Annotated in this window: 21 protein-coding genes, 3 tRNA genes and 1 pseudogene; 11 read left to right on the forward strand and 14 right to left on the reverse strand. The window is 70.2% G+C overall.

What is annotated here, in order from left to right; translation table 11 throughout:
• Positions 1-323: 323 nt before the first annotated feature.
• The gene (locus tag IG08_RS0149995) at positions 324-512 is read left to right on the forward strand and encodes a DUF6274 family protein (protein WP_030620525.1); all 189 of its coding nucleotides are present in this window, start codon (positions 324-326) and stop codon (positions 510-512) included.
• A gap of 471 nt (positions 513-983) precedes the next feature.
• Here IG08_RS0149995 and bldC read toward each other — a convergent pair whose 3' ends face one another.
• The gene (gene bldC, locus IG08_RS0150000; RefSeq protein ID WP_003949541.1) at positions 984-1,190 is read right to left on the reverse strand and encodes a developmental transcriptional regulator BldC; all 207 of its coding nucleotides are present in this window, start codon (positions 1,188-1,190) and stop codon (positions 984-986) included.
• 507 nt (positions 1,191-1,697) lie between these two features.
• Positions 1,698-2,540, reverse strand: coding sequence for a DUF8083 family protein (locus tag IG08_RS0150005; RefSeq protein ID WP_030620528.1), 843 nt, complete (start codon positions 2,538-2,540; stop codon positions 1,698-1,700).
• Positions 2,541-2,763: 223 nt separating this feature from the next.
• On the opposite strand from IG08_RS0150005, the gene IG08_RS0150010 reads away from it, so the two are divergent.
• On the forward strand, positions 2,764-3,867 hold the full coding sequence (locus IG08_RS0150010; RefSeq protein WP_030620531.1) for a Leu/Phe/Val dehydrogenase: 1,104 nt from the start codon (positions 2,764-2,766) through the stop codon (positions 3,865-3,867).
• A 281-nt stretch (positions 3,868-4,148) separates the two neighbouring features.
• Positions 4,149-4,403 carry a DUF3073 domain-containing protein gene (locus IG08_RS0150015; RefSeq protein WP_030620534.1) on the forward strand — a complete coding sequence of 85 codons (255 nt, stop codon included), beginning with the start codon at positions 4,149-4,151 and terminating at the stop codon, positions 4,401-4,403.
• A gap of 88 nt (positions 4,404-4,491) precedes the next feature.
• Here the strand turns inward: IG08_RS0150015 and purM are convergent, their stop codons facing one another.
• The 7 genes from purM to purS form a co-directional block, all read right to left on the reverse strand.
• Positions 4,492-5,559: a phosphoribosylformylglycinamidine cyclo-ligase gene (gene purM, locus IG08_RS0150020; protein ID WP_030620537.1), complete on the reverse strand. Its 1,068-nt coding sequence runs from the start codon at positions 5,557-5,559 to the stop codon at positions 4,492-4,494.
• Between the two features lie 77 nt (positions 5,560-5,636).
• Entirely contained in the window at positions 5,637-7,166 is a 1,530-nt protein-coding gene (gene purF, locus IG08_RS0150025) for an amidophosphoribosyltransferase (RefSeq protein WP_030620540.1), read from the reverse strand.
• A gap of 61 nt (positions 7,167-7,227) precedes the next feature.
• Positions 7,228-7,674, reverse strand: coding sequence for an META domain-containing protein (locus IG08_RS0150030; RefSeq protein ID WP_052425271.1), 447 nt, complete (start codon positions 7,672-7,674; stop codon positions 7,228-7,230).
• 35 nt (positions 7,675-7,709) lie between these two features.
• On the reverse strand, positions 7,710-8,507 hold the full coding sequence (locus tag IG08_RS0150035) for a maleylpyruvate isomerase family mycothiol-dependent enzyme (protein ID WP_030620547.1): 798 nt from the start codon (positions 8,505-8,507) through the stop codon (positions 7,710-7,712).
• A gap of 225 nt (positions 8,508-8,732) precedes the next feature.
• The gene (gene purL, locus IG08_RS0150040; protein ID WP_030620550.1) at positions 8,733-10,991 is read right to left on the reverse strand and encodes a phosphoribosylformylglycinamidine synthase subunit PurL; all 2,259 of its coding nucleotides are present in this window, start codon (positions 10,989-10,991) and stop codon (positions 8,733-8,735) included.
• A complete protein-coding gene (purQ, locus tag IG08_RS0150045) occupies positions 10,988-11,668 on the reverse strand; it encodes a phosphoribosylformylglycinamidine synthase subunit PurQ (RefSeq protein WP_030620553.1) in 681 nt (226 codons plus the stop codon). Before purQ ends, purL begins: the two co-directional genes overlap by 4 nt.
• The gene (purS, locus tag IG08_RS0150050; RefSeq protein WP_030620556.1) at positions 11,665-11,928 is read right to left on the reverse strand and encodes a phosphoribosylformylglycinamidine synthase subunit PurS; all 264 of its coding nucleotides are present in this window, start codon (positions 11,926-11,928) and stop codon (positions 11,665-11,667) included. The genes purQ and purS overlap by 4 nt, the downstream gene beginning before the upstream one ends.
• 354 nt (positions 11,929-12,282) lie before the next feature.
• On the opposite strand from purS, the gene IG08_RS0150055 reads away from it, so the two are divergent.
• From IG08_RS0150055 to IG08_RS0150090, 8 genes are all read left to right on the forward strand, one after another.
• Positions 12,283-12,600: a histone-like nucleoid-structuring protein Lsr2 gene (locus IG08_RS0150055; RefSeq protein ID WP_030620558.1), complete on the forward strand. Its 318-nt coding sequence runs from the start codon at positions 12,283-12,285 to the stop codon at positions 12,598-12,600.
• Positions 12,601-12,725: 125 nt separating this feature from the next.
• Positions 12,726-12,797, forward strand: a tRNA-Gly gene (locus tag IG08_RS0150060).
• A gap of 80 nt (positions 12,798-12,877) precedes the next feature.
• Positions 12,878-12,950 (forward strand) — tRNA-Gly (locus tag IG08_RS0150065).
• Positions 12,951-13,082: 132 nt separating this feature from the next.
• Complete coding sequence (locus IG08_RS0150070) at positions 13,083-14,039, forward strand: ABC transporter ATP-binding protein (protein ID WP_030620561.1); 957 nt, start codon at positions 13,083-13,085, stop codon at positions 14,037-14,039.
• Positions 14,036-14,800 (forward strand): ABC transporter permease, encoded by a 765-nt coding sequence (locus IG08_RS0150075; protein WP_030620564.1) that lies wholly within the window; start codon positions 14,036-14,038, stop codon positions 14,798-14,800. The genes IG08_RS0150070 and IG08_RS0150075 overlap by 4 nt, the downstream gene beginning before the upstream one ends.
• A 19-nt stretch (positions 14,801-14,819) precedes the next feature.
• Entirely contained in the window at positions 14,820-16,025 is a 1,206-nt protein-coding gene (locus IG08_RS0150080) for a sensor histidine kinase (RefSeq protein WP_030620567.1), read from the forward strand.
• Positions 16,022-16,630 carry a response regulator transcription factor gene (locus tag IG08_RS0150085; RefSeq protein WP_030620568.1) on the forward strand — a complete coding sequence of 203 codons (609 nt, stop codon included), beginning with the start codon at positions 16,022-16,024 and terminating at the stop codon, positions 16,628-16,630. Before IG08_RS0150080 ends, IG08_RS0150085 begins: the two co-directional genes overlap by 4 nt.
• Before the next feature lie 23 nt (positions 16,631-16,653).
• Positions 16,654-16,726, forward strand: a tRNA-Gly gene (locus tag IG08_RS0150090).
• A 43-nt stretch (positions 16,727-16,769) separates the two neighbouring features.
• Here IG08_RS0150090 and IG08_RS0150095 read toward each other — a convergent pair.
• From IG08_RS0150095 to IG08_RS0150115, 5 genes and pseudogenes are all read right to left on the reverse strand, one after another.
• On the reverse strand, positions 16,770-17,669 hold the full coding sequence (locus IG08_RS0150095) for a phosphoribosylaminoimidazolesuccinocarboxamide synthase (RefSeq protein ID WP_030620570.1): 900 nt from the start codon (positions 17,667-17,669) through the stop codon (positions 16,770-16,772).
• Positions 17,670-17,802: 133 nt separating this feature from the next.
• Positions 17,803-19,302, reverse strand: a complete 1,500-nt coding sequence (locus IG08_RS0150100) for a N,N-dimethylformamidase beta subunit family domain-containing protein (protein WP_030620574.1) — start codon at positions 19,300-19,302, stop codon at positions 17,803-17,805.
• 270 nt (positions 19,303-19,572) lie between these two features.
• Entirely contained in the window at positions 19,573-21,450 is a 1,878-nt protein-coding gene (locus IG08_RS0150105) for a membrane protein (protein WP_030620575.1), read from the reverse strand.
• A 293-nt stretch (positions 21,451-21,743) separates the two neighbouring features.
• A complete protein-coding gene (purD, locus tag IG08_RS0150110; protein WP_030620587.1) occupies positions 21,744-22,997 on the reverse strand; it encodes a phosphoribosylamine--glycine ligase in 1,254 nt (417 codons plus the stop codon).
• Between the two features lie 187 nt (positions 22,998-23,184).
• Positions 23,185-23,829: pseudogene (locus tag IG08_RS0150115) on the reverse strand (DNA polymerase III subunit gamma and tau); the annotation flags it as partial.

Raw genomic sequence — 23,829 nt, forward strand, 5'->3', positions numbered from 1 at the left:
CCCGTCCCATCCTTCTGGGGCTCCGCCCCAGACCCCGCTCCTCAAACGCCGGAGGGGCTGGATTTTGCCGGCCGAGGCTGGACTTTCCCGGCTGGGGCTGGACTTTCCCGGCCGGGGCTTGATCTTTTTAGCCCGTCCGGCGTTTGAGGACGAGGCCGTTCAGACCGAAGCGGGGGCCGGGGCGGCAGCCCCGGGAGGGCCACATCAGCGCCGGCAACTGGCACCGCGCCCCCGGCGGAGCCCCACGCCGTCTTGACGCCGCCTCTTTCCCTGGGTACCCAGAAACCAGGGCCTGTTCCTCGTACGGCCCCTGGAGGTGGCGTATGGCGGGTTCGGCCAGGCATGAGACGCGGGCGTTGCTCCGTGCGCACCTGGCGGCCGCCTCTTCGTACCGCCACCTCACCCGGCACTGCCCGATCTGCCACCGGCTGCTGCGACTGGCGATGGACTCCCCGCCGACCGCCCAGACGCCGGAGGAGACCGTGGAGGACGAAAGCCCCACCCCCGCATGACCACCGGCCGCCGCCAACCCCCGCCCTGCGGTGGGGCGCTGGAACGTGTGACTCCTCTAGCGCACACGCGCCAGAGGCAACAAGGACCCTGGCATGTGACGGGTGTCACCGCATGAGTTTTTGAAACCTGGGTTCTTACCCGTCCCCTACAACCGGTCAATTTAATATGTGCAATTGCACCACTGTCAGGGGCCGCCCACAGGAGATCCGACACCCCTCCCCAGACTCCGACAAGCCCGCCCACAGAGCAGTCGAACGCTCACAGCCCGCACACAAGTCCGCACACAAAAAAGATCGCGCTGGACCCGGCGGAGTCCAGCGCGATCTACGACGCACCCTTGGCACTTGCTTGGAAAGCTCCAAAGAGCTTGGGCGTGGGGCCTGTTGGGGCAGGACCCGCGTCGCTTGTAGCTAGGGTCCGGACGCCTCGGCCGGTTGGGGGACCTGCCGATTTGCCCGGTATTCAGTTGTTCAGGCCTCGCTGCGCTGCTGCGGGATGCCCGCGAGCAGTGCGCGGACCTCAGCCTCGCGGTAACGGCGGTGCCCGCCGAGCGTGCGGATGGAAGTGAGCTTGCCGGCCTTCGCCCACCGCGTGACCGTCTTCGGGTCCACGCGGAACATCGTGGCGACCTCAGCCGGGGTCAGCAGCGGCTCGGCATCAGGGGTGCGAGCGGTCATGAGCGGCCTCCTCGGGAGAACCGAACCTTCTCGGTTCTTTCCTCTAAATTCTGCACCTTGACCCGCGTTGCCCGAAATGGCGGATGCGGGTCGAGTCGGTTATAGGACGAACGGCTTGTCCTCGGCACTACAACTACACCATCTGTCCAGCCGCGTCGGCCAAACCGATGGAATTGCCCCCCAGGTGTTCATCGGCGACGGAAGCCGATGGACCATGCCATAGCGGACAGTCACGCCACTGTGACGATCAGTCACAGGACGATCAGGAGTCACCAGACCCCCCAAAGCGTGCAATGCGAGCGGAGTCCTCCCCGGACTCCTTGTCCTATTTTGGCATGAGGAGGGGTAAGAGACGCAAGGGCCGCGTACGTGCGGTCCGTCACGCTTGGCCCACACTTGAGATGAACGCCCGGATCGGGACCTACGTCCCATGTTGACGAAACCTCAGGGGAACCTGGGAACACCTTGAGCGAGGACCAAACCCCAAAACGGGCGTCAGGTCAAACGTCAGTTCGCGGATCGACGGTCCCGGACCGCCCGCCACCGCTCCACCAGCCGCCCGTACGCGGCCCCCGCCGCGACCCCGTCGCCGTGCCGCAGCGCGTCGATCCCCTCGGCCACGTCCGCCGCCGAGTGGTCGTCCTCCAGCTCACCGGCCGGCAGCACGTGCACCAGCCCGCCGTAGTCCAGCTCCACCAGCGAGCGCGGATGGAACTCCTCCAGCCAGCGGCCGACGTCCACCAGGCCGTCGATCAGCGGCCCCTCGTCGACGGCCTCCTTCAGGGCCCGCAGCCCCCGCGCCACCCGGCGCCGGGCCTGCACCATCGGTGTGCGGTAGCGCAGCAGCGGCGGGATCTCGCCGGAGCCCTTGTCGAAGCGCCGCTCCTCGTCGCCGACCAGCACGAACCAGTTCAGCGGCACCTGCCAGGTCGCGGTGCGGATCCAGGGCCGGGCGTCCGGGTTGCGAGCCAGCCAGCGCTCGTAGTCCTGGGCGGCCTGGTGGCGTACGAGCGGCGGCAGCACCGCGTCCAGGACGGGCGCCGGGAGCTCCTCGGCCAGCTCGTCCAGGGCCTGCCAGCCGCGCAGCCGGGTGCGCCACGGGCACACGCACACCACCCCGTCCGCCTCGAGCACGAACGCGTCGCTGCTCTCGTGCACCGGCACCGGGATCGGCGGGGTGGGCAGCAAGTCGGCCAGGGAGCGGCGGAGTTCGTCCTGGTACGACGGACGGTCGGGGCGGCGGGCGTAGCGCGCCCAGTGGGTGCGCTCGGGCTCCGGGAAGGCGGCCAGCGGCTCGTACACGCGCAGATAGGTCGCGTACGGGACGATCACCGAGGACACCTTGGGCACGCCTGCTCCCTCCCCCGCCCTCTGCCAGGAAAACCTGCGAAACCCGCACACAAACGAGCGGGAAAACTATGCAAATCGTCGCACGGACGCACCATGGGAGTAGGTGATCCTGAGCACGGCGAGGTGGGCGGTGGCACACAGGCTCTAATCTCATGCTCACAGCACCCGCCACCTGTACGGGAGCTGGTCTCCAACCGCCGCTACTTACCCAGGAGTCACCACAGTGACCGACGTAACCGGCGCGCCTGCTGATGTACTGCACACCCTGTTCCACTCGGACCAGGGGGGTCATGAGCAAGTCGTGCTCTGCCAGGACCGCAGAAGCGGCCTGAAGGCCGTCATCGCCATCCACTCCACCGCACTGGGCCCCGCCCTCGGCGGCACGCGCTTCTACCCGTACGCGACCGAGGAGGAGGCCGTCGCCGACGCCCTGAACCTCGCGCGCGGGATGTCGTACAAGAACGCCATGGCCGGCCTGGACCACGGCGGCGGCAAGGCCGTGATCATCGGTGACCCGGACCGCGACAAGAGCGAGGAGCTGCTCCTCGCCTACGGCCGGTTCGTGGCCTCGCTCGGCGGGCGCTACGTCACCGCGTGCGACGTCGGCACGTACGTCGCCGACATGGACGTCGTCGCACGCGAGTGCCGCTGGACGACGGGCCGTTCCCCCGAGAACGGCGGCGCCGGCGACTCCTCCGTCCTCACCGCGTTCGGCGTCTACCAGGGCATGCGGGCCTCCGCGCAGCACCTGTGGGGCGACCCCTCGCTGCGCGACCGCAGGGTCGGCATCGCGGGCGTCGGCAAGGTCGGGCACCACCTGGTCCGGCACCTGCGGGACGAGGGCGCGGAGGTCGTGGTCACGGACGTGCGCGAGGAGGCCGTACGACGGGTTCTCGCCGCCCATCCGACGGGCGTGAGCGCGGTCGCCGACACCGAGGCGCTGATCCGCGTCGAGGGGCTGGACATCTACGCCCCCTGCGCGCTGGGCGGGGCCCTGAGCGACGACTCCGTGCCGGTGCTCACCGCGACGATCGTCTGCGGCGCCGCCAACAACCAGCTCGCCCACCCGGGCGTCGAGAAGGACCTCGCCGACCGCGGGATCCTCTACGCGCCGGACTACGTGGTGAACGCCGGCGGGGTCATCCAGGTCGCCGACGAGCTGCACGGGTTCGACTTCGAGCGGTGCAAGGCGAAGGCCGCGAAGATCTACGACACCACGCTGGCCATATTCGCACGTGCGAAGTCGGACGGGATTCCGCCGGCCGCCGCGGCCGACCGGATCGCCGAGCAGCGGATGCATGAGGCGGCCACGCAACAGGCGCGCTGAGGTTTGACCGGTACCCGTCGGCGCACACTTAGAGAGAACTCTCACGTTCGTCGGCGGGTCGGCCGCCAAGAAGTGGTTAAAATCGCGGTTGACCAGCGGGGACAGGGCTCCCCGCGGGTTCTGGGCCCAGGCCCGTCCTGCGGGCGACGTACCGTATGGGCGTGGGCTCAGGTACCGTGGAAGCCCTACGGACCGGTCTCTCTACGGAGAGCCCGTTCCAGATCATGAACGCGTGTCAAGACTCTGGGGCCACCGAGCCCCGTATCCGAGGGGGTCGAGCCATGGGGCGCGGCCGGGCAAAGGCCAAGCAGACGAAGGTCGCCCGCCAGCTGAAGTACAGCAGCGGCGGGACTGACCTCTCGCGTCTGGCCAATGAGCTGGGCGCTTCGACTTCGAGCCAGCCGCCGAATGGCGAGCCGTTCGAGGACGACGACGAGGAAGACGACCCGTACTCCCAGTACGCGGATCTCTATAACGACGACGAGGACGAGGACGACGAGTCCGGTCCGTCGTCGCAACAACGCCGCGGCGCTTGACGCACCAGCTGTGCTTGACCCGGTCCGGAGTGGTCCACACCACCGGACCGGGTTTTGCGCTGCCCGTCAGTGGATTCAGGCGGCGCCCTCAGTTTGAATACGTGCCGACCATCTCCGCACCCGTCGCGTAGTCGCCGCGGTCCGTGATCTCGCCCGCGACCCATGCCTCGACCCCGCGGTCGGCCAGCGTCGCCAGGGCCACGTCCGCCGACTCCTCCGGGACGATCGCGATCATGCCGACGCCCATGTTGAGGGTCTTCTCCAGCTCCAGGCGTTCGACCTGACCGGTCTTGCCGACGAGGTCGAAGATCGGGGCCGGAGTCCAGGTGGAGCGGTCGACGATCGCGTGCAGGTCGTCGGGGATCACACGGGCCAGGTTGGCCGCCAGGCCGCCGCCGGTGACGTGCGAGAAGGCGTGCACCTCGGCCGTGCGGATCAGGGCCAGGCAGTCCAGCGAGTAGATCTTGGTCGGCTCCAGGAGCTCCTCGCCCAGGGTGCGGCCGAGTTCGTCGATCCGGGCGTCCAGGGAGAGGCCCGCCTCGTTCAGCAGGACGTGCCGCACGAGCGAGTACCCGTTCGAGTGAAGACCGGACGCCTCCATGGCGATGACCGCGTCACCCTTACGGATGCGATCCGCGCCAAGGAGCCGGTCGGCCTCCACGACGCCCGTACCGGCCCCGGCGACGTCGAAGTCGTCCGGGCCCAGCAGGCCGGGGTGCTCGGCCGTCTCGCCGCCCACCAGGGCGCAGCCGGCGAGCACACAGCCCTCGGCGATGCCCTTGACGATCGCGGCCACCCGCTCGGGGTGGACCTTGCCGACGCAGATGTAGTCGGTCATGAACAGCGGCTCGGCGCCGCACACCACGATGTCGTCCATGACCATCGCGACCAGGTCGTGGCCGATGGTGTCGTAGACGCCCAGCTGGCGCGCGATGTCGACCTTGGTGCCGACGCCGTCCGTGGCCGAGGCCAGCAACGGGCGCTCGAAGCGCTTGAGGGCGGAGGCGTCGAAGAGGCCGGCGAAACCGCCGAGGCCCCCGAGGACCTCGGGGCGCTGCGTCTTCTTCACCCACTCCTTCATCAGCTCGACCGCGCGGTCGCCCGCTTCGATGTCGACGCCCGCGGCTGCGTAGCTGGCACCAGTTGTCTCAGACATGACGGTGAGAACTTTCGTGTCGTACTGCAGGTATTACGGGCTGCAGGTCAGGCATTACGGGCTGCAGGGCGAGCTGACTACGGACGACGGATCGCGTCGGCCGCGGCCGTCGCGGCGGTGCCGGCGGCCAGCTCGGTCTCCAGGAGCTGCTTGCCGAGCAGCTCGGGGTCGGGGAGCTCCATCGGGTACTCGCCGTCGAAGCAGGCACGGCAGAGGTTCGGCTTGGCGATGGTGGTCGCCTCGATCATGCCGTCGATGGAGATGTAGGAGAGGGAGTCGGCGCCCAGCGAGGTGCCGATCTCGTCGATCGTCATGCCGTTGGCGATGAGCTCGGCACGGGTCGCGAAATCTATGCCGAAGAAGCACGGCCACTTCACGGGCGGCGAGGAGATCCGGATATGGACCTCGGCCGCGCCCGCCTCGCGGAGCATGCGGACCAGGGCCCGCTGGGTGTTGCCGCGCACGATCGAGTCGTCGACGACGACCAGGCGCTTGCCCTTGATGACTTCCTTCAGCGGGTTCAGCTTCAGGCGGATGCCGAGCTGACGGATCGTCTGGGAGGGCTGGATGAACGTACGGCCGACGTACGCGTTCTTCACCAGGCCCGCGCCGAAGGGGATGCCCGACGCCTCCGCGTAGCCGATGGCGGCCGGGGTGCCGGACTCCGGAGTCGCTATGACCAGGTCGGCCTCGACAGGGGCTTCCTTGGCGAGTTTGCGGCCCATCTCCACGCGGGAGAGGTACACGTTCCGGCCGGCGATGTCGGTGTCGGGGCGCGCGAGATAGACGTACTCGAAGACGCAGCCCTTGGGCTTCGCGTCCGCGAATCGGGAGCTGCGCAGGCCGTTCTCGTCGATGGCGATGAACTCGCCCGGCTCGATCTCGCGGACGTAGCTCGCACCGCAGATGTCGAGGGCGGCGGACTCGGAGGCGACGACCCAGCCGCGCTCCAGGCGGCCGAGGACCAGCGGGCGGATGCCCTGCGGGTCGCGGGCCGCGTAGAGGGTGTGCTCGTCCATGAAGACGAGCGAGAAGGCGCCCAGGACCTGCGGGAGGATCCGGGCGGACGCCTCTTCGATGGTCAGCGGCTTGCCGTCGTCGTCGACCTGGGCCGCGAGGAGCGCGGTGAGCAGGTCGGTGTCGTTGGTGGCGGCCACCCGGGTGGAACGGCCGTTGGTGTCCTTCGGGAGGTCGGCGACCATCTCGGCGAGCTGCGCCGTGTTGACCAGGTTGCCGTTGTGGCCGAGCGCGATCGAGCCGTGCGCGGTGGCGCGGAACGTCGGCTGGGCGTTCTCCCAGGTGGAGGCGCCGGTGGTCGAGTAGCGGGCGTGACCGACCGCGATGTGACCCTGGAGCGAACCGAGAGAGGTCTCGTCGAAGACCTGGGACACGAGGCCCATGTCCTTGAAGACGAGGATCTGGGAGCCGTTGCTGACCGCGATTCCCGCGGATTCCTGGCCCCGATGCTGGAGGGCGTAGAGCCCGAAGTAAGTGAGCTTGGCGACCTCTTCGCCCGGAGCCCAGACCCCGAAGACGCCGCAAGCGTCCTGAGGGCCTTTCTCGCCGGGGAGCAGATCATGATTGAGTCGACCGTCACCACGTGGCACGGCACCGAGTGTAGGCGAGATCGACCACTGGTCCGAATTGGGGATACGCGCCTGTAATGGATCACTCGGCGGCGACGGCTCGCAGGGTGTCGCCGTTTGCGCTGGTCAGAGCAAGGCTGTGTTGATCCACTCGGTAACTGAGCTTGCTGTCGAAGAGGCTCAGCAGGGTCTTCTCGGTGTCCATGAGTGAGGCTTCGCACATCATTCGGGTGGTGGATGGCGCGCCCAGGGTGATATGTCCGTCGCTGACGGTGGCCTTGGCGTTGACGTGGTTGCAGCCGAGCCGGCCGCCGACCTTGCCGGTCTTCTTGTCGAAGGTGAGGTGGGTGTCCGTGGCGGCCTCGTGCTTCTTGCCGTCGACGGTGACGGTCTCGATGTTCCAGCGGGTGCCGGTGACGGGTTTTTCGACGCCGACCTCCCCACTGCCGGGGTCCGCCTTTTCGCTGCCGCAGGCCACCGCGAGAGGCAGTGCCGTCAGGACGGCGAGGGTGAGTCGCAGTTTGTCCATGTGAGTGGGACGGGAGGGACTGCGGACCGGTTCCGCTACGCCATCAGCGGCAGCAGCCCGCCCAGATCCGCCCGTTCCCCGCTCGCGCTGACCTTGGCCTCCTCGACCGCGTCCTGCCACGCCACCCGCCCGGTCGCGAGCCGGATCCAGGTCAGCGGGTCGGTCTCGACGACGTTGGGCGGGGTGCCACGGGTGTGCCGGGGTCCCTCGACGCACTGCACCACGGCGTACGGCGGGATCCGCACCTCGGTCGAGCCGCCGGGCGCCTTCGCGGCGAGGGCGTCGGCGAGGAGGCGGGTGCAGGCGGCCAGGGCCTGGCGGTCGTAGGGGATGTCGAGGCCCGGCACCGCCGCATTCAGGTCGTCGGTGTGGACTACGAGTTCGACGGTGCGGGTGACGAGGTAGTCGGCGAGGGTCATGGCACCGGTGCGGGCGGCGAGGACGCGGTCGCCGGGGGCCTGTGCCAGCTTCTGCGTGAGTCGTTCCTCGGTGCGGGCGTAGAGGGCGTCGAGGTCGGGGTTGGCCGCGGCGAGGTCACGGGTGCCGTCAGCGATGTCGCCGGCCCGGGAGGCAGTGGCGAAGGGCCAGTCCAGGAGGGTGAGTTCCGGCTTGGGCGGTTCGTCCCGGTCGAGGTTCCGGCTGACGGTCTCGACGGCCATGCTGATGTGCGCGGCGAGGTCGCGGACGGTCCAGCCCTCCAGTCGGGTGGGGAGGGCGAGCTGCTCGTCGGTCAGTGCCCGCACGGCCTGCCGCACGTTCCCGAACTGGGCCAGGATCGCGGTCCGGATCTTGGCGGGGTCGTAGGTACGGGCGCGCTTCTTGGCGGGAGGCATGGCAGGGAGCCTATTGCTTCACGGCATGGCTGCTCAGGCCCTTTTCGATCAGTCCGGAGGCTCGGTGGGCACGTTCGGGGGCGTCGACGGCATGAGGGCCGGGCCCTGTCTCGGCGGGCCGCTCTGCCGGTCGCGGTATGAGGAAGAGCGAAGGCCCCGCCCGTCGAAACGGGCGGGGCCTTCAAAGCCGTACAACCAGGTACGGCCAGGTACGACCGAAGGGACTTACGCGAGCAGCGCCGGGATCGTCGCCTCGTGCGCCTCGCCCAGCTCCTCCAGGGAGAGCTCGAACTCGCCCTGGAGCTCGACCGTCTCACCGTCGACGACACCGATGCGGGTGACCGGCAGGCCGCGCGCACCGCACATGTCGTTGAAGCGGACCTCCTCGGAGCGCGGGACGGCCACGACAGCGCGGCCGGCCGACTCGGAGAAGAGGAGGGTGAAGGCGTCGAGCCCGTCCGGCACGATCAGGCGCGCGCCCTTGCCGCCGAGCAGCGCCGACTCGACCACGGCCTGGATCAAACCGCCGTCGGACAGGTCGTGCGCGGAGTCGATCATGCCGTCGCGGGAGGCGGAGATCAGGATCTCGGCCAGCAGGCGCTCGCGCTCCAGGTCGACCTTGGGCGGCAGGCCACCGAGGTGGTCGTGCACGACCTGCGACCAGGCCGAACCGCCGAACTCCTCACGCGTGTCGCCGAGGAGGTAGAGCAGCTGGCCGTCCTCCTGGAAGGCGACGGGAGTACGGCGCGCGACATCGTCGATGACGCCGAGGACCGCGACCACCGGGGTCGGGTGGATGGCCACCTCGCCCGTCTGGTTGTAGAGCGACACGTTGCCACCGGTCACCGGGGTGCCCAACTGCTGGCAGGCGTCGGCCAGTCCACGGATCGCCTCCGCGAACTGCCACATGACGGCCGGGTCCTCGGGCGAGCCGAAGTTCAGGCAGTCGGAGACGGCGAGGGGCTTCGCACCCGTCGTCGCCACATTCCGGTACGCCTCCGAGAGCGCCAACTGCGCACCCGCGTACGGGTCCAGCTTCGCGTAACGGCCATTGCCGTCCGTCGCGATGGCCACGCCGAGGCCGGTCTCCTCGTCGATGCGGATCATCCCGGAGTCCTCGGGCTGGGCCAGCACCGTGTTGCCCTGCACGAAGTGGTCGTACTGCGAGGTGATCCACTTCTTGGAGGCCTGGTTGGGGGACGACACCAGCTTCAGGACCTGGCCACGAAGCTCTTCGCTCGTCGCCGGCCGCGGCAGCTTGTTGGCGTCGTCCGCCTGCAGCTCGTCCTGCCAGGACGGGCGGGCGTACGGCCGCTCGTAGACCGGCCCGTCGTGCGCGACCGTGCGCGGGTCGACGTCGACGATCTTGCCGCCGTGCCAGTAGATCTCGAGGCGGTCGCCGTCGGTGACCTCACCGATCACCGTGGCGATGACGTCCCACTTCTCGCAGATCTCCAGGAAGCGCTCGACCTTCGCCGGCTCGACGACCGCGCACATGCGCTCCTGCGACTCGCTCATGAGGATTTCCTCGGGCGAGAGCGTGGAGTCGCGCAGCGGTACGTCGTCCAGGATGACGGTCATGCCGCCTGAGCCGTTGGACGCCAACTCGCTGGTGGCACAGGACAGTCCGGCCGCACCCAGGTCCTGGATACCGACGACCAGCTTCTCCTTGAAGGCCTCCAGGGTGCACTCGATGAGGAGCTTCTCCTGGAAGGGGTCGCCGACCTGCACCGCGGGACGCTTCGACGGCTTGGCGTCGTCGAAGGTCTCGGAGGCCAGGATCGAGGCGCCGCCGATGCCGTCGCCGCCCGTCCGTGCCCCGTACAGGATGACCTTGTTGCCCGAGCCGGACGCCTTCGCGAGGTGGATGTCCTCGTGCCGCATCACACCGATGGCACCGGCGTTGACCAGCGGGTTGCCCTGGTAGCAGGCGTCGAAGACGACCTCGCCGCCGATGTTGGGCAGGCCGAGGCAGTTGCCGTAACCGCCGATGCCCGCCACCACACCCGGCAGCACACGCTTGGTGTCCGGGTGGTCGGCCGCACCGAACCGCAGCGGGTCCACGACCGCCACCGGCCGCGCGCCCATCGCGATGATGTCGCGGACGATGCCGCCGACACCGGTGGCCGCGCCCTGGTAGGGCTCCACGTACGACGGGTGGTTGTGCGACTCGACCTTGAAGGTCACGGCGTAGCCCTGACCGACGTCCACCACGCCCGCGTTCTCGCCGATGCCCACGAGCAGTGCGTCGGACTGGGGGGCCTTCTCGCCGAACTGGCGGAGGTGGACCTTCGAGGACTTGTAGCTGCAGTGCTCGGACCACATGACGGAGTACATGGCGAGCTCGGCACCGGTGGGCCGGCGGCCGAGGATCTCCACGACCCGCTCGTACTCGTCCTTCTTCAGACCGAGTTCGGCCCAGGGCAGCTCGACGTCGGGGGTCGCGGCCGCGTGCTCGACCGTGTCCAGAGGCGTCCGGCTCATGCGTTGACCAGCTTCTTGAGGATCGAGGTGAAGAAGGGGAGGCCGTCGGTGCGGCCGGACCCGATGAGCGGCTCGACGGCGTGCTCCGGGTGCGGCATGAGGCCTACGACGTTCCCGGCCTCGTTGGTGATGCCGGCGATGTCGTTGAGCGAGCCGTTGGGGTTGAAGTCGAGGTAGCGGAATGCCACGCGACCCTCGGCCTCCAGCTTGTCCAGCGTGTACTGGTCGGCGACGTACCGGCCGTCCATGTTCTTCAGCGGGATGTGGATCTCCTGGCCGGACTCGTAGTCGACGGTCCAGGCGGTGTCCGCGTTCTCCACCCGCAGCTTCTGGTCGCGGCAGATGAAGTGGAGGTGGTCGTTGCCGAGCATCCCGCCCGGGAGGAGGTGGGCCTCGGTGAGGATCTGGAAGCCGTTGCAGATACCGAGAACCGGGAGGCCGGCCTTCGCCTGCTCGATGACCGTCTCCATCACGGGCGAGAAGCGGGAGATGGCGCCGGCCCGCAGATAGTCGCCGTAGGAGAAACCGCCGGGCAGCACCACGGCGTCGACCTGGTGGAGGTCCTTGTCCTTGTGCCAGAGAGCCACCGGCTCGGCGCCCGCGAGGCGGATCGCGCGCTGCGTGTCCCGGTCGTCGAGGCTGCCGGGGAAAGTGACGACGCCAATACGAGCGGTCACTTCGCGGCCTCCGCGACTTCCTCCACCTTGACGGTGAAGTCCTCGATCACGGTGTTGGCGAGGAAGGATTCCGCGAGATCGTGGATGCGGGCGAGCGCGGCCTCGTCGACCGGTCCGTCAACTTCCAGTTCGAATCGCTTTCCCTGACGTACGTCGGAGACGCCTTCGAAACCCAGCCGCGGCAGTGCGCGCTGCACCGCCTGGCCCTGGGGGTCGAGGATCTCCGGCTTGAGCATGACGTCGACTACGACGCGTGCCACTGGCACTCCCGGTGTTGTGGTGCTGAGCAGGTTCCTGCAGGTGCGTTCAGACTACCTGCACAAAATTTCTACGCGCGTTGACTTGTAGGAATCTACGTGAGGACTGTCACGATCCCGCATCGGAGGGGTGCCTTCACGAAAAGTTCAGGGAAAGATCCCTGAACGACACCTCATCCCTATTGCGCGGAGACACGCGGGGAGATTTAGTCGGGCTTCACATTCCATTGCCGGGCACTGTACAAATGAATTACCAATAGTCGATACTTTGCCCATTAACTGGCGGACAGTCGGCATCTCCGCGGCGTCGTGGCACGTCATCGCAGATTGAGATGTCGCACGAAGGGACCGATATTCGTGGCGCAGAAGGTCGTGGTCACTCTCTTTGACGACATCGACGGCTCGGAAGCGGCGGAAACGATCGCCTTCGGCCTCGACGGCAAGTCGTACGAGATCGACCTGAATCAAACCAATGCCAAGAAACTGCGTAAGGCGCTCGCGCCGTACGTGGACGCCGGCCGCAAGCGGTCGAGGTCGGGCAAGGCGTACCGGCAGACGGAGGTCGCCCCCGACCCGGCGGCCGTCCGGGCCTGGGCCCAGGCCAACAAGATGGACGTCCCGGCCCGCGGCCGGATCCCCAAGAAGGTCTACGAGGCGTTCGCCGAGGCGCAGTAGAGCCCGGTCGACGTTCGGTCACCTGCCCCTCGGGACAACCGACTTGCGTTGCACCCCACCTGGTCAGCTAGAGTCTGGAGCACGCCGAGGGGCGGGGCCCGAAAAGCCCAGCTCACGGAGTACACGCGGGTGTAGTTCAGTAGCAGAACATCCCCCTTCCAGGGGGAAGGCGCAGTGTGCAATTCCTGTCACCCGCTCTGCATCGCCGGTCTGACCACTGCTGTGGATCAGGTAGGATGGTGCTCGCGCCGATCGGTGAGAGCCGGTCGGAGGCAATGCGGACGTAGCTCAGTTGGTAGAGCGCAACCTTGCCAAGGTTGAGGTCGCCAGTTCGAACCTGGTCGTCCGCTCTTGATGAAGAAGACCCCGGTCCTTTGGATCGGGGTCTTTTCGTGCTCCCCGGACATCCCTCTGACATTTGTCATACGGAGTGGTGACAGCTCGCACTGCTGTCGCGCCGGGAGCGCCGGGACGCTTAAGTCATGGACACCAACGAACACGAGCACGTGATTGAGGTCACCGACCTTCGGCGTGTGTACGGGGGCGGGTTCGAGGCCGTGCGCGGGATCACCTTCTCCGTGGCCCGCGCCGAGGTCTTCGCACTGCTCGGCACGAACGGCGCGGGCAAGACGTCGACGGTCGAGCTGCTGGAGGGACTCGCCCGGCCGTCCGGCGGGCGGGTGCGCGTCCTCGGGCATGATCCCTACGCCGACCGGGCCGTCGTACGACCGCGTACCGGGGTGATGCTGCAGGAGGGCGGCCTTCCGTCCGAGCTGACCGTCGCGGAGACGGCGCGGATGTGGGCGGGCTGCGTCAGCGGGGCGCGCCCGACGCGGGAGGCGCTCGCGCTGGTCGGGCTCGGGCAGCGGGCCGGCGTACGGGTCAAGCAGCTGTCCGGGGGCGAGCGGCGGCGGCTGGACCTGGCGCTCGCGCTGCTCGGCAGGCCCGAGGTGCTGTTCCTGGACGAGCCGACGACCGGCCTGGACGCCGAAGGGCGCCGGGACACCTGGGAGTTGGTGCGCGCGCTGCGCGACGGCGGTACGACGGTGCTGCTGACCACGCACTACCTGGAGGAGGCCGACGATCTCGCCGACCGGCTCGCGATCCTGCACCGGGGGTGCGTCGCGGCCACCGGCACACCGGCCGAGGTGACCGCCGCCCAGCCGTCCCGGATCTCCTTCGAGCTGCCCGAGGGCTACTTCGTGGGGGACCTGCCGCCGCTCGGTGCGCTGGGGGTGTTCGACCACGAGGTCGAGGGGAGGGTCGTACGGCTGCGGACGCGGGAGCTGCAGCGGGCGGCCGCCGGGGTGCTGGGGTGGGCCGAGCGGGCCGGGGTGGAGCTGCGGCGGCTGGATGTGCGGTCGGCTTCGCTGGAGGAGGCGTTCCTGGGGATCGCGCGGGACGCGACTTCCGCGGCTGAGAAGGAGTACGCGGCATGAGCATCGCTGTGGGGCGGGTCAGGGCACTCGCCCGGGCCGAGCTGACCCTGTTCGGGCGCAGCAAGGGCACGATCGTCGTGGCCTTGTTCGTGCCGCTGGTGCTGCCGTTCAGCGCGCGGACGGCGGTCGAGGACATGGATCTCGGGGACGCCGGGCTGAACGTCGGGCTGGTGCTGCTGCCGGGCGCCGTCGGGTTCTCGCTGCTGTTCGCGGTGTACTCGGCGCTCGTCGGCGTCTTCGTCGGAAGGCGCGAGGAACTCGTCCTCAAGCGGCTGCGCACCGGGGAGTTGCGGGACCGGGAGATCCTGGCCGGAGCCGCGCTGCCGGCGGTCTGCACGGGGCTGATCCAGTCGCTGCTGCTCGCGGTGGGCTGTGCCGTTCTGCTCGACCTGCCGGCTCCCCAGGCACCCCAACTCGCCGTCATCGGCCTGCTGTTGGGCCTATTGATGTGCGCGGCGCTGGCCGCGCTGACCGCGAGCTTCACCCGTACCGTGGAGAGCGCACAGGTCACCGGGATGCCGCTGCTGCTGATCTCGATGGTGGGCTCCGGGATCACGGTCCCGCTGGAACTCGTGCCCGACCGGGTGGCGATCTGGCTCGAACTGCTGCCGCTGTCCCCGGTGATCACGCTCGTGCGCGGCGGCTGGAGTGGCGAGCTGTCGGTGTACGAGACGATCGGACCGGTGCTGACGGCTCTGGCCTGGACCGCTTTCGCCGTGTTTGCTGTACGGCGGTGGTTCCGGTGGGAACCTCGGCGCTGAACGCACGGGGGGCGGGAACATGAGCAGGCCGGTCGGCTGGTGGCGGCGCAAGAGCACTCCGGCGAAGGTGGAGACGTACACGCGGTGGTCGTTCCACTCCATCGCAGCCCTGGAGGCTCTCACGGTGGGGCTCATGATCCCGAGTGCGGTCGGAGGGGAACTCGCTGTCCTGCTGGTCCTGACGGGATGGGTGCACGCCCTGTTCTGCGGCCTGACCGGGTCCCGGGCGCTGGACTGGACGCGGGGCCGGCGGCCGCAGCCCGCACGGCTGCTGTGGGTGCTGGCCGCCCTCACCCTGGTGATCGCGATCGGCGCGATGGCCATCGCGGAACGCGGACCCAGGGGCGAGGACGTCGACGTCGCGGCGAGCGGGCTCTACGGGAGCGTGCTGGTCTTCGGCGCCGGCTTCCTCGCGCTCGGCGTGCGCGACCGGCGGCGGGTGCTCGCGCTGGTCGTGGGCTTCACGGTGGGCTCCGTGCTGCTGGCGTTCCTGATGGGCCGCCCCGGTGCCGCCGCCCTCTTCGCAGGGCTCTCGGTGCTGATCGGCGCCGGGGTCCTCACCCTGAGCGCCGTCTTCTCCGTCTGGCTCATCGACGCCGTCTTCGAACTCGACGCGGCCCGCGAGACCCGTGCCCGGCTCGCCGTCGCCGAGGAGCGGCTTCGGTTCGGGCGGGATCTGCACGACGTGATCGGGCGCAACCTCGCCGTCATCGCGCTGAAGAGCGAGCTGGCCGTGCAGCTGACGCGGCGCGGGCGGAAGGAGGCGGTGGAGCAGATGGTCGAGGTGCAGCGGATCGCTCGGGAGTCGCAGCGTGAGGTGCGGGATGTCGTACGGGGATATCGGGAGGCCGACCTGGGGGTCGAACTCACCGGAGCACAAGGGGTGTTGACCGCTGCCGGCATCGACTGCGAGGTGACCGGCGAGGCTGTCGGACTGCCCCTCGATGTGCAGTCGGCGCTCGGCTGGGTGGTCCGGGAGGCCACCACGAACGTCCTGCGGCACGGGGACGCCAAGCGGTGCACGGTGGCCGTGCGGGTGTCGGCGGGGCGTGTGGTGCTGACGGTGGAGAACGACGGCGCTTCCCGGTCCACGGGGGTGAGCGGCTCCGGCCTCACGGGGCTGCGGGAGCGGCTGTCGGCGGTGGACGGGACGCTGGAGGCGGGGCGCCTGACGGAAGGGGTGTTCCGGTTGGTCGCGGAGATACCGACGGAGGTGGCCTCGTGACCGTCCGGCTCCTGCTCGCCGACGACGAGCATCTGATCCGGGGCGCGCTGGCGGCACTGCTCGCGCTGGAGGACGACCTCGTGATCGTCGCCGAGGCGGCGACCGGGCCCGAGGCGCTGGCCATGGCTCGCGCGCACGCGCCCGACGTCGCCGTACTCGATCTTCAGATGCCCGGCGCGGACGGTGTGAAGGTCGCCACATCCCTGCGCGCCGAACTGCCCGGCTGCCAGGTGCTGATCGTGACCAGCCACGGGCGGCCCGGACATCTCAAGCGGGCCCTTGCGGCGGGTGTGCGCGGATTCGTCCCGAAGACCGTGAGCGCGCAGCGGCTCGCGGAGATCATCCGCACGGTGCACGCCGGAAACCGTTACGTCGACCCCGAGTTGGCCGCCGACGCGATCTCCGCCGGGGACTCGCCGCTGACCGCGCGGGAGGCCGAGGTCCTTGAGCTCGCCGCCGACGGGGCGCCCGTCGCGGAGATCGCCGAGCGGGCCGCGCTGTCGCAGGGGACCGTACGGAACTATCTGTCGTCGGCCGTCTCGAAGCTCGGGGCGGAGAACCGTCACACGGCCGTGCGGCTCGCCCGCGAGCGAGGTTGGGTATAGTTGGCCTCGCGCCACGGCGCACTGCGGACGTAGCTCAGTTGGTAGAGCGCAACCTTGCCAAGGTTGAGGTCGCCAGTTCGAACCTGGTCGTCCGCTCTGAATCGGCCCCCCGGCTTCTGCCGGGGGGCTTCTTCGTGTCCTACGCCCAGCTCGTGCCCGTCAGACGCTCGTACGCCTCGATGTACTTGGCGCGGGTCCGGTCCACGACCTCCTGCGGCAGCGGCGGCGGGGGCTGCTCGCTCTTCCGGTCCCAGCCGGAGACCGGCGAGGTCAGCCAGTCGCGCACGAACTGCTTGTCGTACGACGGCTGCGAGCGGCCCGGCTCCCACTGCTCGGCCGGCCAGAAGCGGGAGGAGTCCGGGGTGAGGACCTCGTCCGCGATGACGAGCGTGTCGCCCTCGAAGCCGAACTCGAACTTGGTGTCGGCGAGGATGATCCCGCGGTCCCGGGCGATGTCCCGGCCGCGCGAGTAGACGGCGAGGGTGGCCTGGCGCAGCTGCGCGGCGGTGTCGGCACCGACCTGGCGGGCGACCTCCTCGTAGGAGACGTTCTCGTCGTGCTCGCCGACCTCGGCCTTGGTGGCCGGGGTGAAGATCGGGGCGGGGAGTTCCGAGCCGTCGGCGAGGCCTTCGGGGAGGGCCAGACCGCAGACCGTACGGGACTCCTTGTACTCGACGAGGCCCGAGCCGGTGAGGTAGCCGCGGGCCACGGCCTCCACCGGGACCATCTGCAGCGACTTGCAGACCAGGGTGCGGCCGGCCCAGTCGGCGGGGGCGCCGGCGGGCGGCTCGGTGCTCAGGACGTGGTGGGGGACCAGGTCGGCGAGCTGGTCGAACCACCACAGGGACAGCTGGGTGAGGACCCGGCCCTTGTCGGGGATCTCGGTCGGCAGCACCCAGTCGAATGCGGAAATGCGGTCGCTGGCGACCATCACGAGGTCGCCCGCCTCGTTCTGGTACAGCTCGCGCACCTTGCCGGTGTGGAGGTGCACCAGGCCCGGAACCTGAATCGGCTCGGGCTTTTCTACGAATCCGGACACGGTTCCTCCCCGTGGTTGAAAAAGAGGGGCGCCCGCAGGGCTCGAATAGGGCGGCGGTGGGAGACGGGCGGGCCAACAGGTCGATTGTCCCGTATGGGCGGCTGACCTTGGACTTGGGGTGCGTTGGGTGAGCTCAGTCACGCTTGCAGATGCGGTCCAGCAGGTTGGCGGTGGCGCGCTGGACACGGGTGTCGACGTGGCCCGGGCGGTCGAGTGCCGGGGACCACGCGAAGGTCCCGGACGCGAAGACCAGGGCGCCGGAGGGGGCTCGGTAGAGCGAGGTCTCCTGGTGGCGGAGGGCGCCCTCGCTGTCGGCGTACGGGGAGTGCGCGAGCAGCATGCGGTCCTCGTGCTCCGGGAGCGGGGTGCGCGGGAAGTAGCGGTCGGCCTCGCCCGCGACCAGGCCGTCGATCTCGTCGCCCTCGTGCGCGCCGGTCGCCTCCCACAGCCAGTGCTCGGCGTTACGGACGATCAGCGGGTGGGGCTCGGGGACGCGGCCGGCGTACTGGATGCCGACCACCTGCTGCTCGGGCCGGTCGATCTCGCGCCAGAGCACCGGCCTGCCCGGGCCTCTGCGTTTACGGCAGGTCAGCAGGCGGTCGGGCACGCCGGAGGGCGAGGGGCCCAACTCGACCTGCCAGTACATGGTGTTGGCCGAGAGGAAGACGAGGGAGGTGCCGCACTCGCGGGCGCGCTCCACCGTGCGGCGCATGGCGGGCGACCAGTACTCGTCGTGGCCGGGGAAGACCAGGCCGCGGTAGCGGGTGGGGTCGAGATGGCCGGCGTGCAGGTCGCGGGCGTCGGCGTAGGCGAGGTCGTAGCCGTAGCGCTCGGCCCAGCGGATGAAGTCGTAGGCGTGGCCCACGTGCATCGGCAGGCCCGCGCCCGCGTACGGCCGGTCGAAGGAGACCGTGGTCGCGGCGTCGGCCTCGCCGAGCAGCCGGCCGTCCTCGTCCCAGGCGTGGTAGAGGCTGGCGCCGATGCGGCCGTCCTCGGGGTAGAGGTTGTAGGCCTGCCAGGTGACGTCGGGCATCAGGAGGAGCAGGTCCGCGGGGTGGTTGTCGCGGACGGTGAAGGGGATGTGGGAGCGGTAGCCGTCGGCGGTGGTGAGGACGGCGACGTACGCCCCGATGCTCCAGTACGACGGGATCTGCAGCCGCCAGGACAGCCACCAGTGGTGGCACGAGACCGTACGGTCCGCGGTCAGCGGCGGGGGCTGCACGATGCCGGACAGACGGGGACTGGTGGTGATCTTCGCTGCGCCGTCACCGCCGTAGTGGCCGATGCGGTAGACGTCGACGCTGAACTCCTGGGGCGGGTCGACGGTGACGTGGAAGTCGACGGCCTCGCCGGGGGCGACCGCGCCGGTGGAGGTGAAGCCCTTGATCTGGCGGCGGACGTCATCGGCCGAGCGGGGGCCGCCGGGGGCACTGCGCGGGGAGGGGACTCTCGGGGCGCCGTCCTTGGGGGTGTGGGCGGGGTCCGGGTCGACGTACCAGGGGACGACCTGGCCGGTGTCGTCGAAGTACGTCTCGCTGCCGCGGAGCCAGGGGACGGGCCCCTGGCCGAAGGGGTCCGTGACGGCGTGTGCGAGTGCTCCCGACTCCCAGCGGCGGATCTGTTCGGATCCCATGGTCGCTCCCCTCCCTCGTGCCCCCGTGGTCGTGCGTCGTGGGTGGTGCCCTCGGTGGTGCCTTTGGTGACGCCTTTGATGGTGTCCATGTGTGTGCGTCGTGCGTCTGTCTTGTGGCGTAAGCCCTTGCCATGTGCGCGATCGGTCCCAGCACATCACATTCCGCACGCAGGCTGTCACTATTCGTTGCGAATTGGCCGAAAGTGGAATGCGGCAATCCGCTACGAGGCGGGGCGTGTTGGGGGTTGCCGGGAGTTGTCCGGGGATCGCTCAGACGAGGCGGACCGGCTTCTCGGGGCGTATCCCCGACTTGAGCAGCCAGGCCCGCAGGGGGGCCGGGTCGCCGTCCTCGACGAGGCTGAGAACGCGGGGGGTGAGGTCGGCCGCCCGCTCGCCGTTGATGAGGAGGGACGGGCCGTCGAGCCAGTCGAGGCCGGGAGTCGCACCGGCGGTGTCCATCGCGGCGCAGCACACCATCGCGGTGACGTGGTCGGTGAGCAACTCGCGTGCGGTGCGGGGTGGTTGCAGGGGGAAGAGGGGAAGGGCGCCGTCGTCCCAGTAGGCGGTGTCGGGGCCCTGTCCCGTGGAGCGGGTGGGGGGTGCGGACGCTTCCTCGCGGGCGAGCTCGGTGGTGAGGGCTGCGGCGAGGGCGGCGCTGCGTTCGTTGTCGGGTTCGTCGGCCTCGGCTTCGCCTTCGGCCTTGCTGTTGTTCCCACCCGTGCCACCCGTGGCACCCGTGGCACCCGTGCCGCTTTCGTCGTCGGGTGCGGGTGGCCCCTGTGGGGCGGTCTCGCCGTCGGCGGCTGCGGGTTCGTCCGTCGTCGGTGCGGGTTCGTCCGGCGCCGACGGTGCGGGCTCCGTGTGCTGTGGGGCCGAGAGGTGGTCCAGGACCCGGGACAGGGTCGGGCCGTCCGTGTCCGGAGCCGTGGTCTCGGAGGAGCGGCTCACGCCCTGTGCGTCCAGGACGCGGTGGAGTCGGGCCGCGTCGATGCGCCATTTGCGGTCGACGACCTCCTCCGGGTACTCCTGCCAGTCCACCGGGGCCCAGTCCGGGCCGGTCTCCGCGGGGCCGCCGTGGAAGAGCCGGGCGGCCAGCAGTGAGGTGGCCTCGTCCACCGCGCCGGGCTCCTCGAGCAGGTCGCAGGCGGGGCGCTCGCCCAGCCGGGAGGCGAAGCCCTCGGCCAGACGGTCGCGCCGGGACAGCTCGGTGAGCGCCGCGACGACGCCCGCGTCCAGACGGGAGGGCCAGCGGCCCATGCGCCAGGCGGGCAGCGCGACCCGGGTCAGCAGCCGGTCCCAGCCCGCGTACGCCAGGCCCACCTGCTCCTGGGCGACGATCCTGAGGCCGTAGTCCACAGCCTGTGCACGCTCGGCGGCCGCGGCGGCCACGCCCCGCTCCATCTCGGCCGCGTGCACCCGGCAGCTGCGCAGCAGCAGACGGACGACCCAGCCGACGCCCGCGAGCGGCACGCGGAACAGGAGTCCACGGCCGGGCGCGGAGCTCACGGCCACGGCCGCGTCCAGGCCCCGTACGAAACGGCGGGCCGCGGCTATGTCCGGGTGCGCCGAAGGTCCCGTACCGGCGACGACCGGGGCGAGGACCGCCCGCAGTTCGCCGACGCGCATCCACCACAGGAACGGGGAGCCGATGACGAGGACGGGAGCGGCGGGAGTACGGCGGTGGGAGCCGCGGACGCCCGCTATCTCGTCGCGGTTCTCGGGTGCGGGCGGGCTGTGGGCCGGGTGGGTGCGGTCCTCCAGCCAGCTGTCGCAGTCCGGGGTGAGCGCTATCGCGGAGGGGGCGGGGACGTCGAGCCGGTCGGCGAGGTCGCGCACCATCCGGTACAGGTCGGGGGCGGTCTCCTCGGCGATCTGGACCGTCGGACTGACCGCGGGGCGGGCGCGGGCGACGACCAGGGCGACGACGCAGGCGGCGAGCAGCACGAGGACGGCGAGAACGGTCATGGTCACGCGGGCGGCGTCCCAGCCCCGGCCCACGAGATGGCCGGTGGAGCCACCGGCGAGCAGCACCACGGCGACGGCCGCGGGCAACAGCGCCACGGCCAGCGCGCGGCTGCGGATACGCAGCACCGCGAGTGCCCGTGAGCGCGCGGCCTGCGCGCCTGCCTCCACACCGATACCGGTCACGACCGGTCCTCACCCCCTCCCTGTCGTCCTGGCTGCCCGGCTGTTCTGGCGTTGCTCACTCCCCCACTGTGGCACCAGCCACTGACATCGCAATGCCGGTGGGCCAAGTGCCGGACCGCTTGCGCCGCACCCTAGTTGGGCCCTGGGGCCCCGTCATCCAAATGGGGTGCCGGTCACTCGATGGAATGGCTTTGGGGAAAGGTGGATGACGGACAGCAAAGATCAGGCCCCGAATCCTTAGACGGATCCGGGGCCTGCGGGGTTCATCGGAGTCGGGGTATTTGCCCGATTTCTCAGGCGCCGGCCGCCGCCTTCGCGGCGATGTCCGTACGGTGCTGGGAACCGTCGAGACGGATGCGGGCGACGGCCCGGTACGCGCGCTCGCGGGCCTCGGAGAGGTCCTTGCCGGCCGCCGTGACGGACAGGACGCGGCCGCCGGCGCTGACGACGGCGTCACCGTCCTGCCTGGTGCCGGCGTGCAGGACGTACGCGTGCGGGGCGTCCTCGGCGGCCACCTCGTCGAGACCGGTGATCGGGTCGCCGGTGCGCGGGGTGGCGGGGTAGTTGTGCGAGGCGACGACCACGGTGACCGCGGCGTCGTCGCTCCAGCGCAGGGGCGGCAGGTCCTCGAGGGTGCCGTTCGCGGCGGCGAGCAGGACGCCGGCCAGCGGGGTCTTCAGACGGGCCAGCACGACCTGGGTCTCGGGGTCGCCGAAGCGGGCGTTGAACTCGATGACCCGTACGCCGCGGCTCGTGATCGCCAGACCGGCGTACAGCAGGCCCGAGAAGGGGGTGCCGCGGCGGCGCATCTCGTCGACGGTCGGCTGCAGCACCGTCTCCATGACCTCGTCCACCAGCTTCGGGTCGGCCCAGGGCAGCGGGGAGTACGCGCCCATGCCGCCGGTGTTCGGGCCCTCGTCGTCGTCCAGGGCGCGCTTGAAGTCCTGGGCGGGCTGGAGGGGGAGAACCGTCACGCCGTCGGTGATGGCGAAGAGGGAGACCTCGGGGCCGTCGAGGAACTCCTCGATGACGACGCGCTCGCAGGAGTTGGCGTGCGCCCGGGCCGCGTCGAGGTCGGCGGTCACGACGACGCCCTTGCCGGCGGCCAGCCCGTCGTCCTTGACGACGTACGGGGCGCCGAACGCGTCGAGGGCCTCCTCGACCTCCTCGGGAGTCGTGCAGACGTACGACCGCGCTGTGGGCACCTCGGCCGCCGCCATGACGTCCTTGGCGAAGGCCTTCGAGCCCTCCAGCTGCGCGGCCTCCCCGGAGGGGCCGAAGACCGGGATCCCCGCCTCGCGGACGGCGTCGGCGACCCCGGCGACGAGCGGCGCCTCCGGGCCTACGACGACCAGGTCGGCGCCGAGCTGCTGCGCGAGCGTGGCTACGGCCTTGCCGTCGAGGGCGTCGACCTGGTGCAGCTCGGCGACCTCGGCGATGCCGGCGTTGCCCGGGGCGCAGTGCAGCCCGGTGACGTCGGGATCGAGGGACAGGGAGCGGCAGAGGGCGTGTTCGCGGGCGCCGGTACCGATGACGAGGACGTTCACGGGGGTCAGCCTAACGGGGTTCTTGTGCGAGGTTCCCAGGGCCGGGGGGTCGGTCCACTGTGCGTTCCTCTGAAAAATGGCCCGGCATCGGTGTGCTCGCTCCTGGGAGCTCCGCCCCCAGACCCCCGTTTCGGCCCTGAACGGGCCTCGTCCTCAAACGCCGGACGGGCTGCATTGCGCCGACCCGCTACTCGTTGGAGAACTCCTCCACCACCGTCGCCCCCAGCTCCCTCACGATCAGTTCGCGGCCGGAGAGGGCCGACTCGTTGAGGTCGGGGTCGTCGTCCTCGGGGGTGTCGTCCTCGGGGGACACCGGGGGTGGGGGCTCCGGGGCGGAAGGCTGGGAGACGGGCGCCGGGGCGGGAGCGGGGGCCGGGGCCGCTGTGGGCGGTGCGGGGGCGGTGGGCGTGGGCTGGGCCGCTGCCGGGCGCTGGGCGGGCGTGCCGCCTCCGCCGTAGCCACCCGCGGGGCCGCCACCGCCGTTGAACGCGGGTGCCGGGGGTGCCGAGCCGCCCGACGGGTCGACGACCGCCTCGATCTTCCACTGGACGCTGAACTGCTCGGCCAACGCCTGCTTCAGTACGTCCTCGCTGCCGCTGCTCGTGAAGTTGTCGCGGGCGCCGGCGTTGACGAAGCCGACCTGGAGGGTCGTGCCGTCGAAGCCGGCCACCTGGGCGTTCTGGCTGAGCAGGATCCAGGTGAAGCGGCGGCGGTTCTTGACCGCTTCCAGGATGTTCGGCCAGAGCGTGCGGGGGTCGATGCCGCCGCTGGGGGGTGCGTAGGCGGGGGTGGCCGCGGCGGCGGGGGGCGCGGCCGCGGGCTGGGGCTGGGC

Source organism: Streptomyces fulvoviolaceus (genome assembly GCF_000718165.1).
GTDB lineage: Bacteria > Actinomycetota > Actinomycetes > Streptomycetales > Streptomycetaceae > Streptomyces > Streptomyces fulvoviolaceus.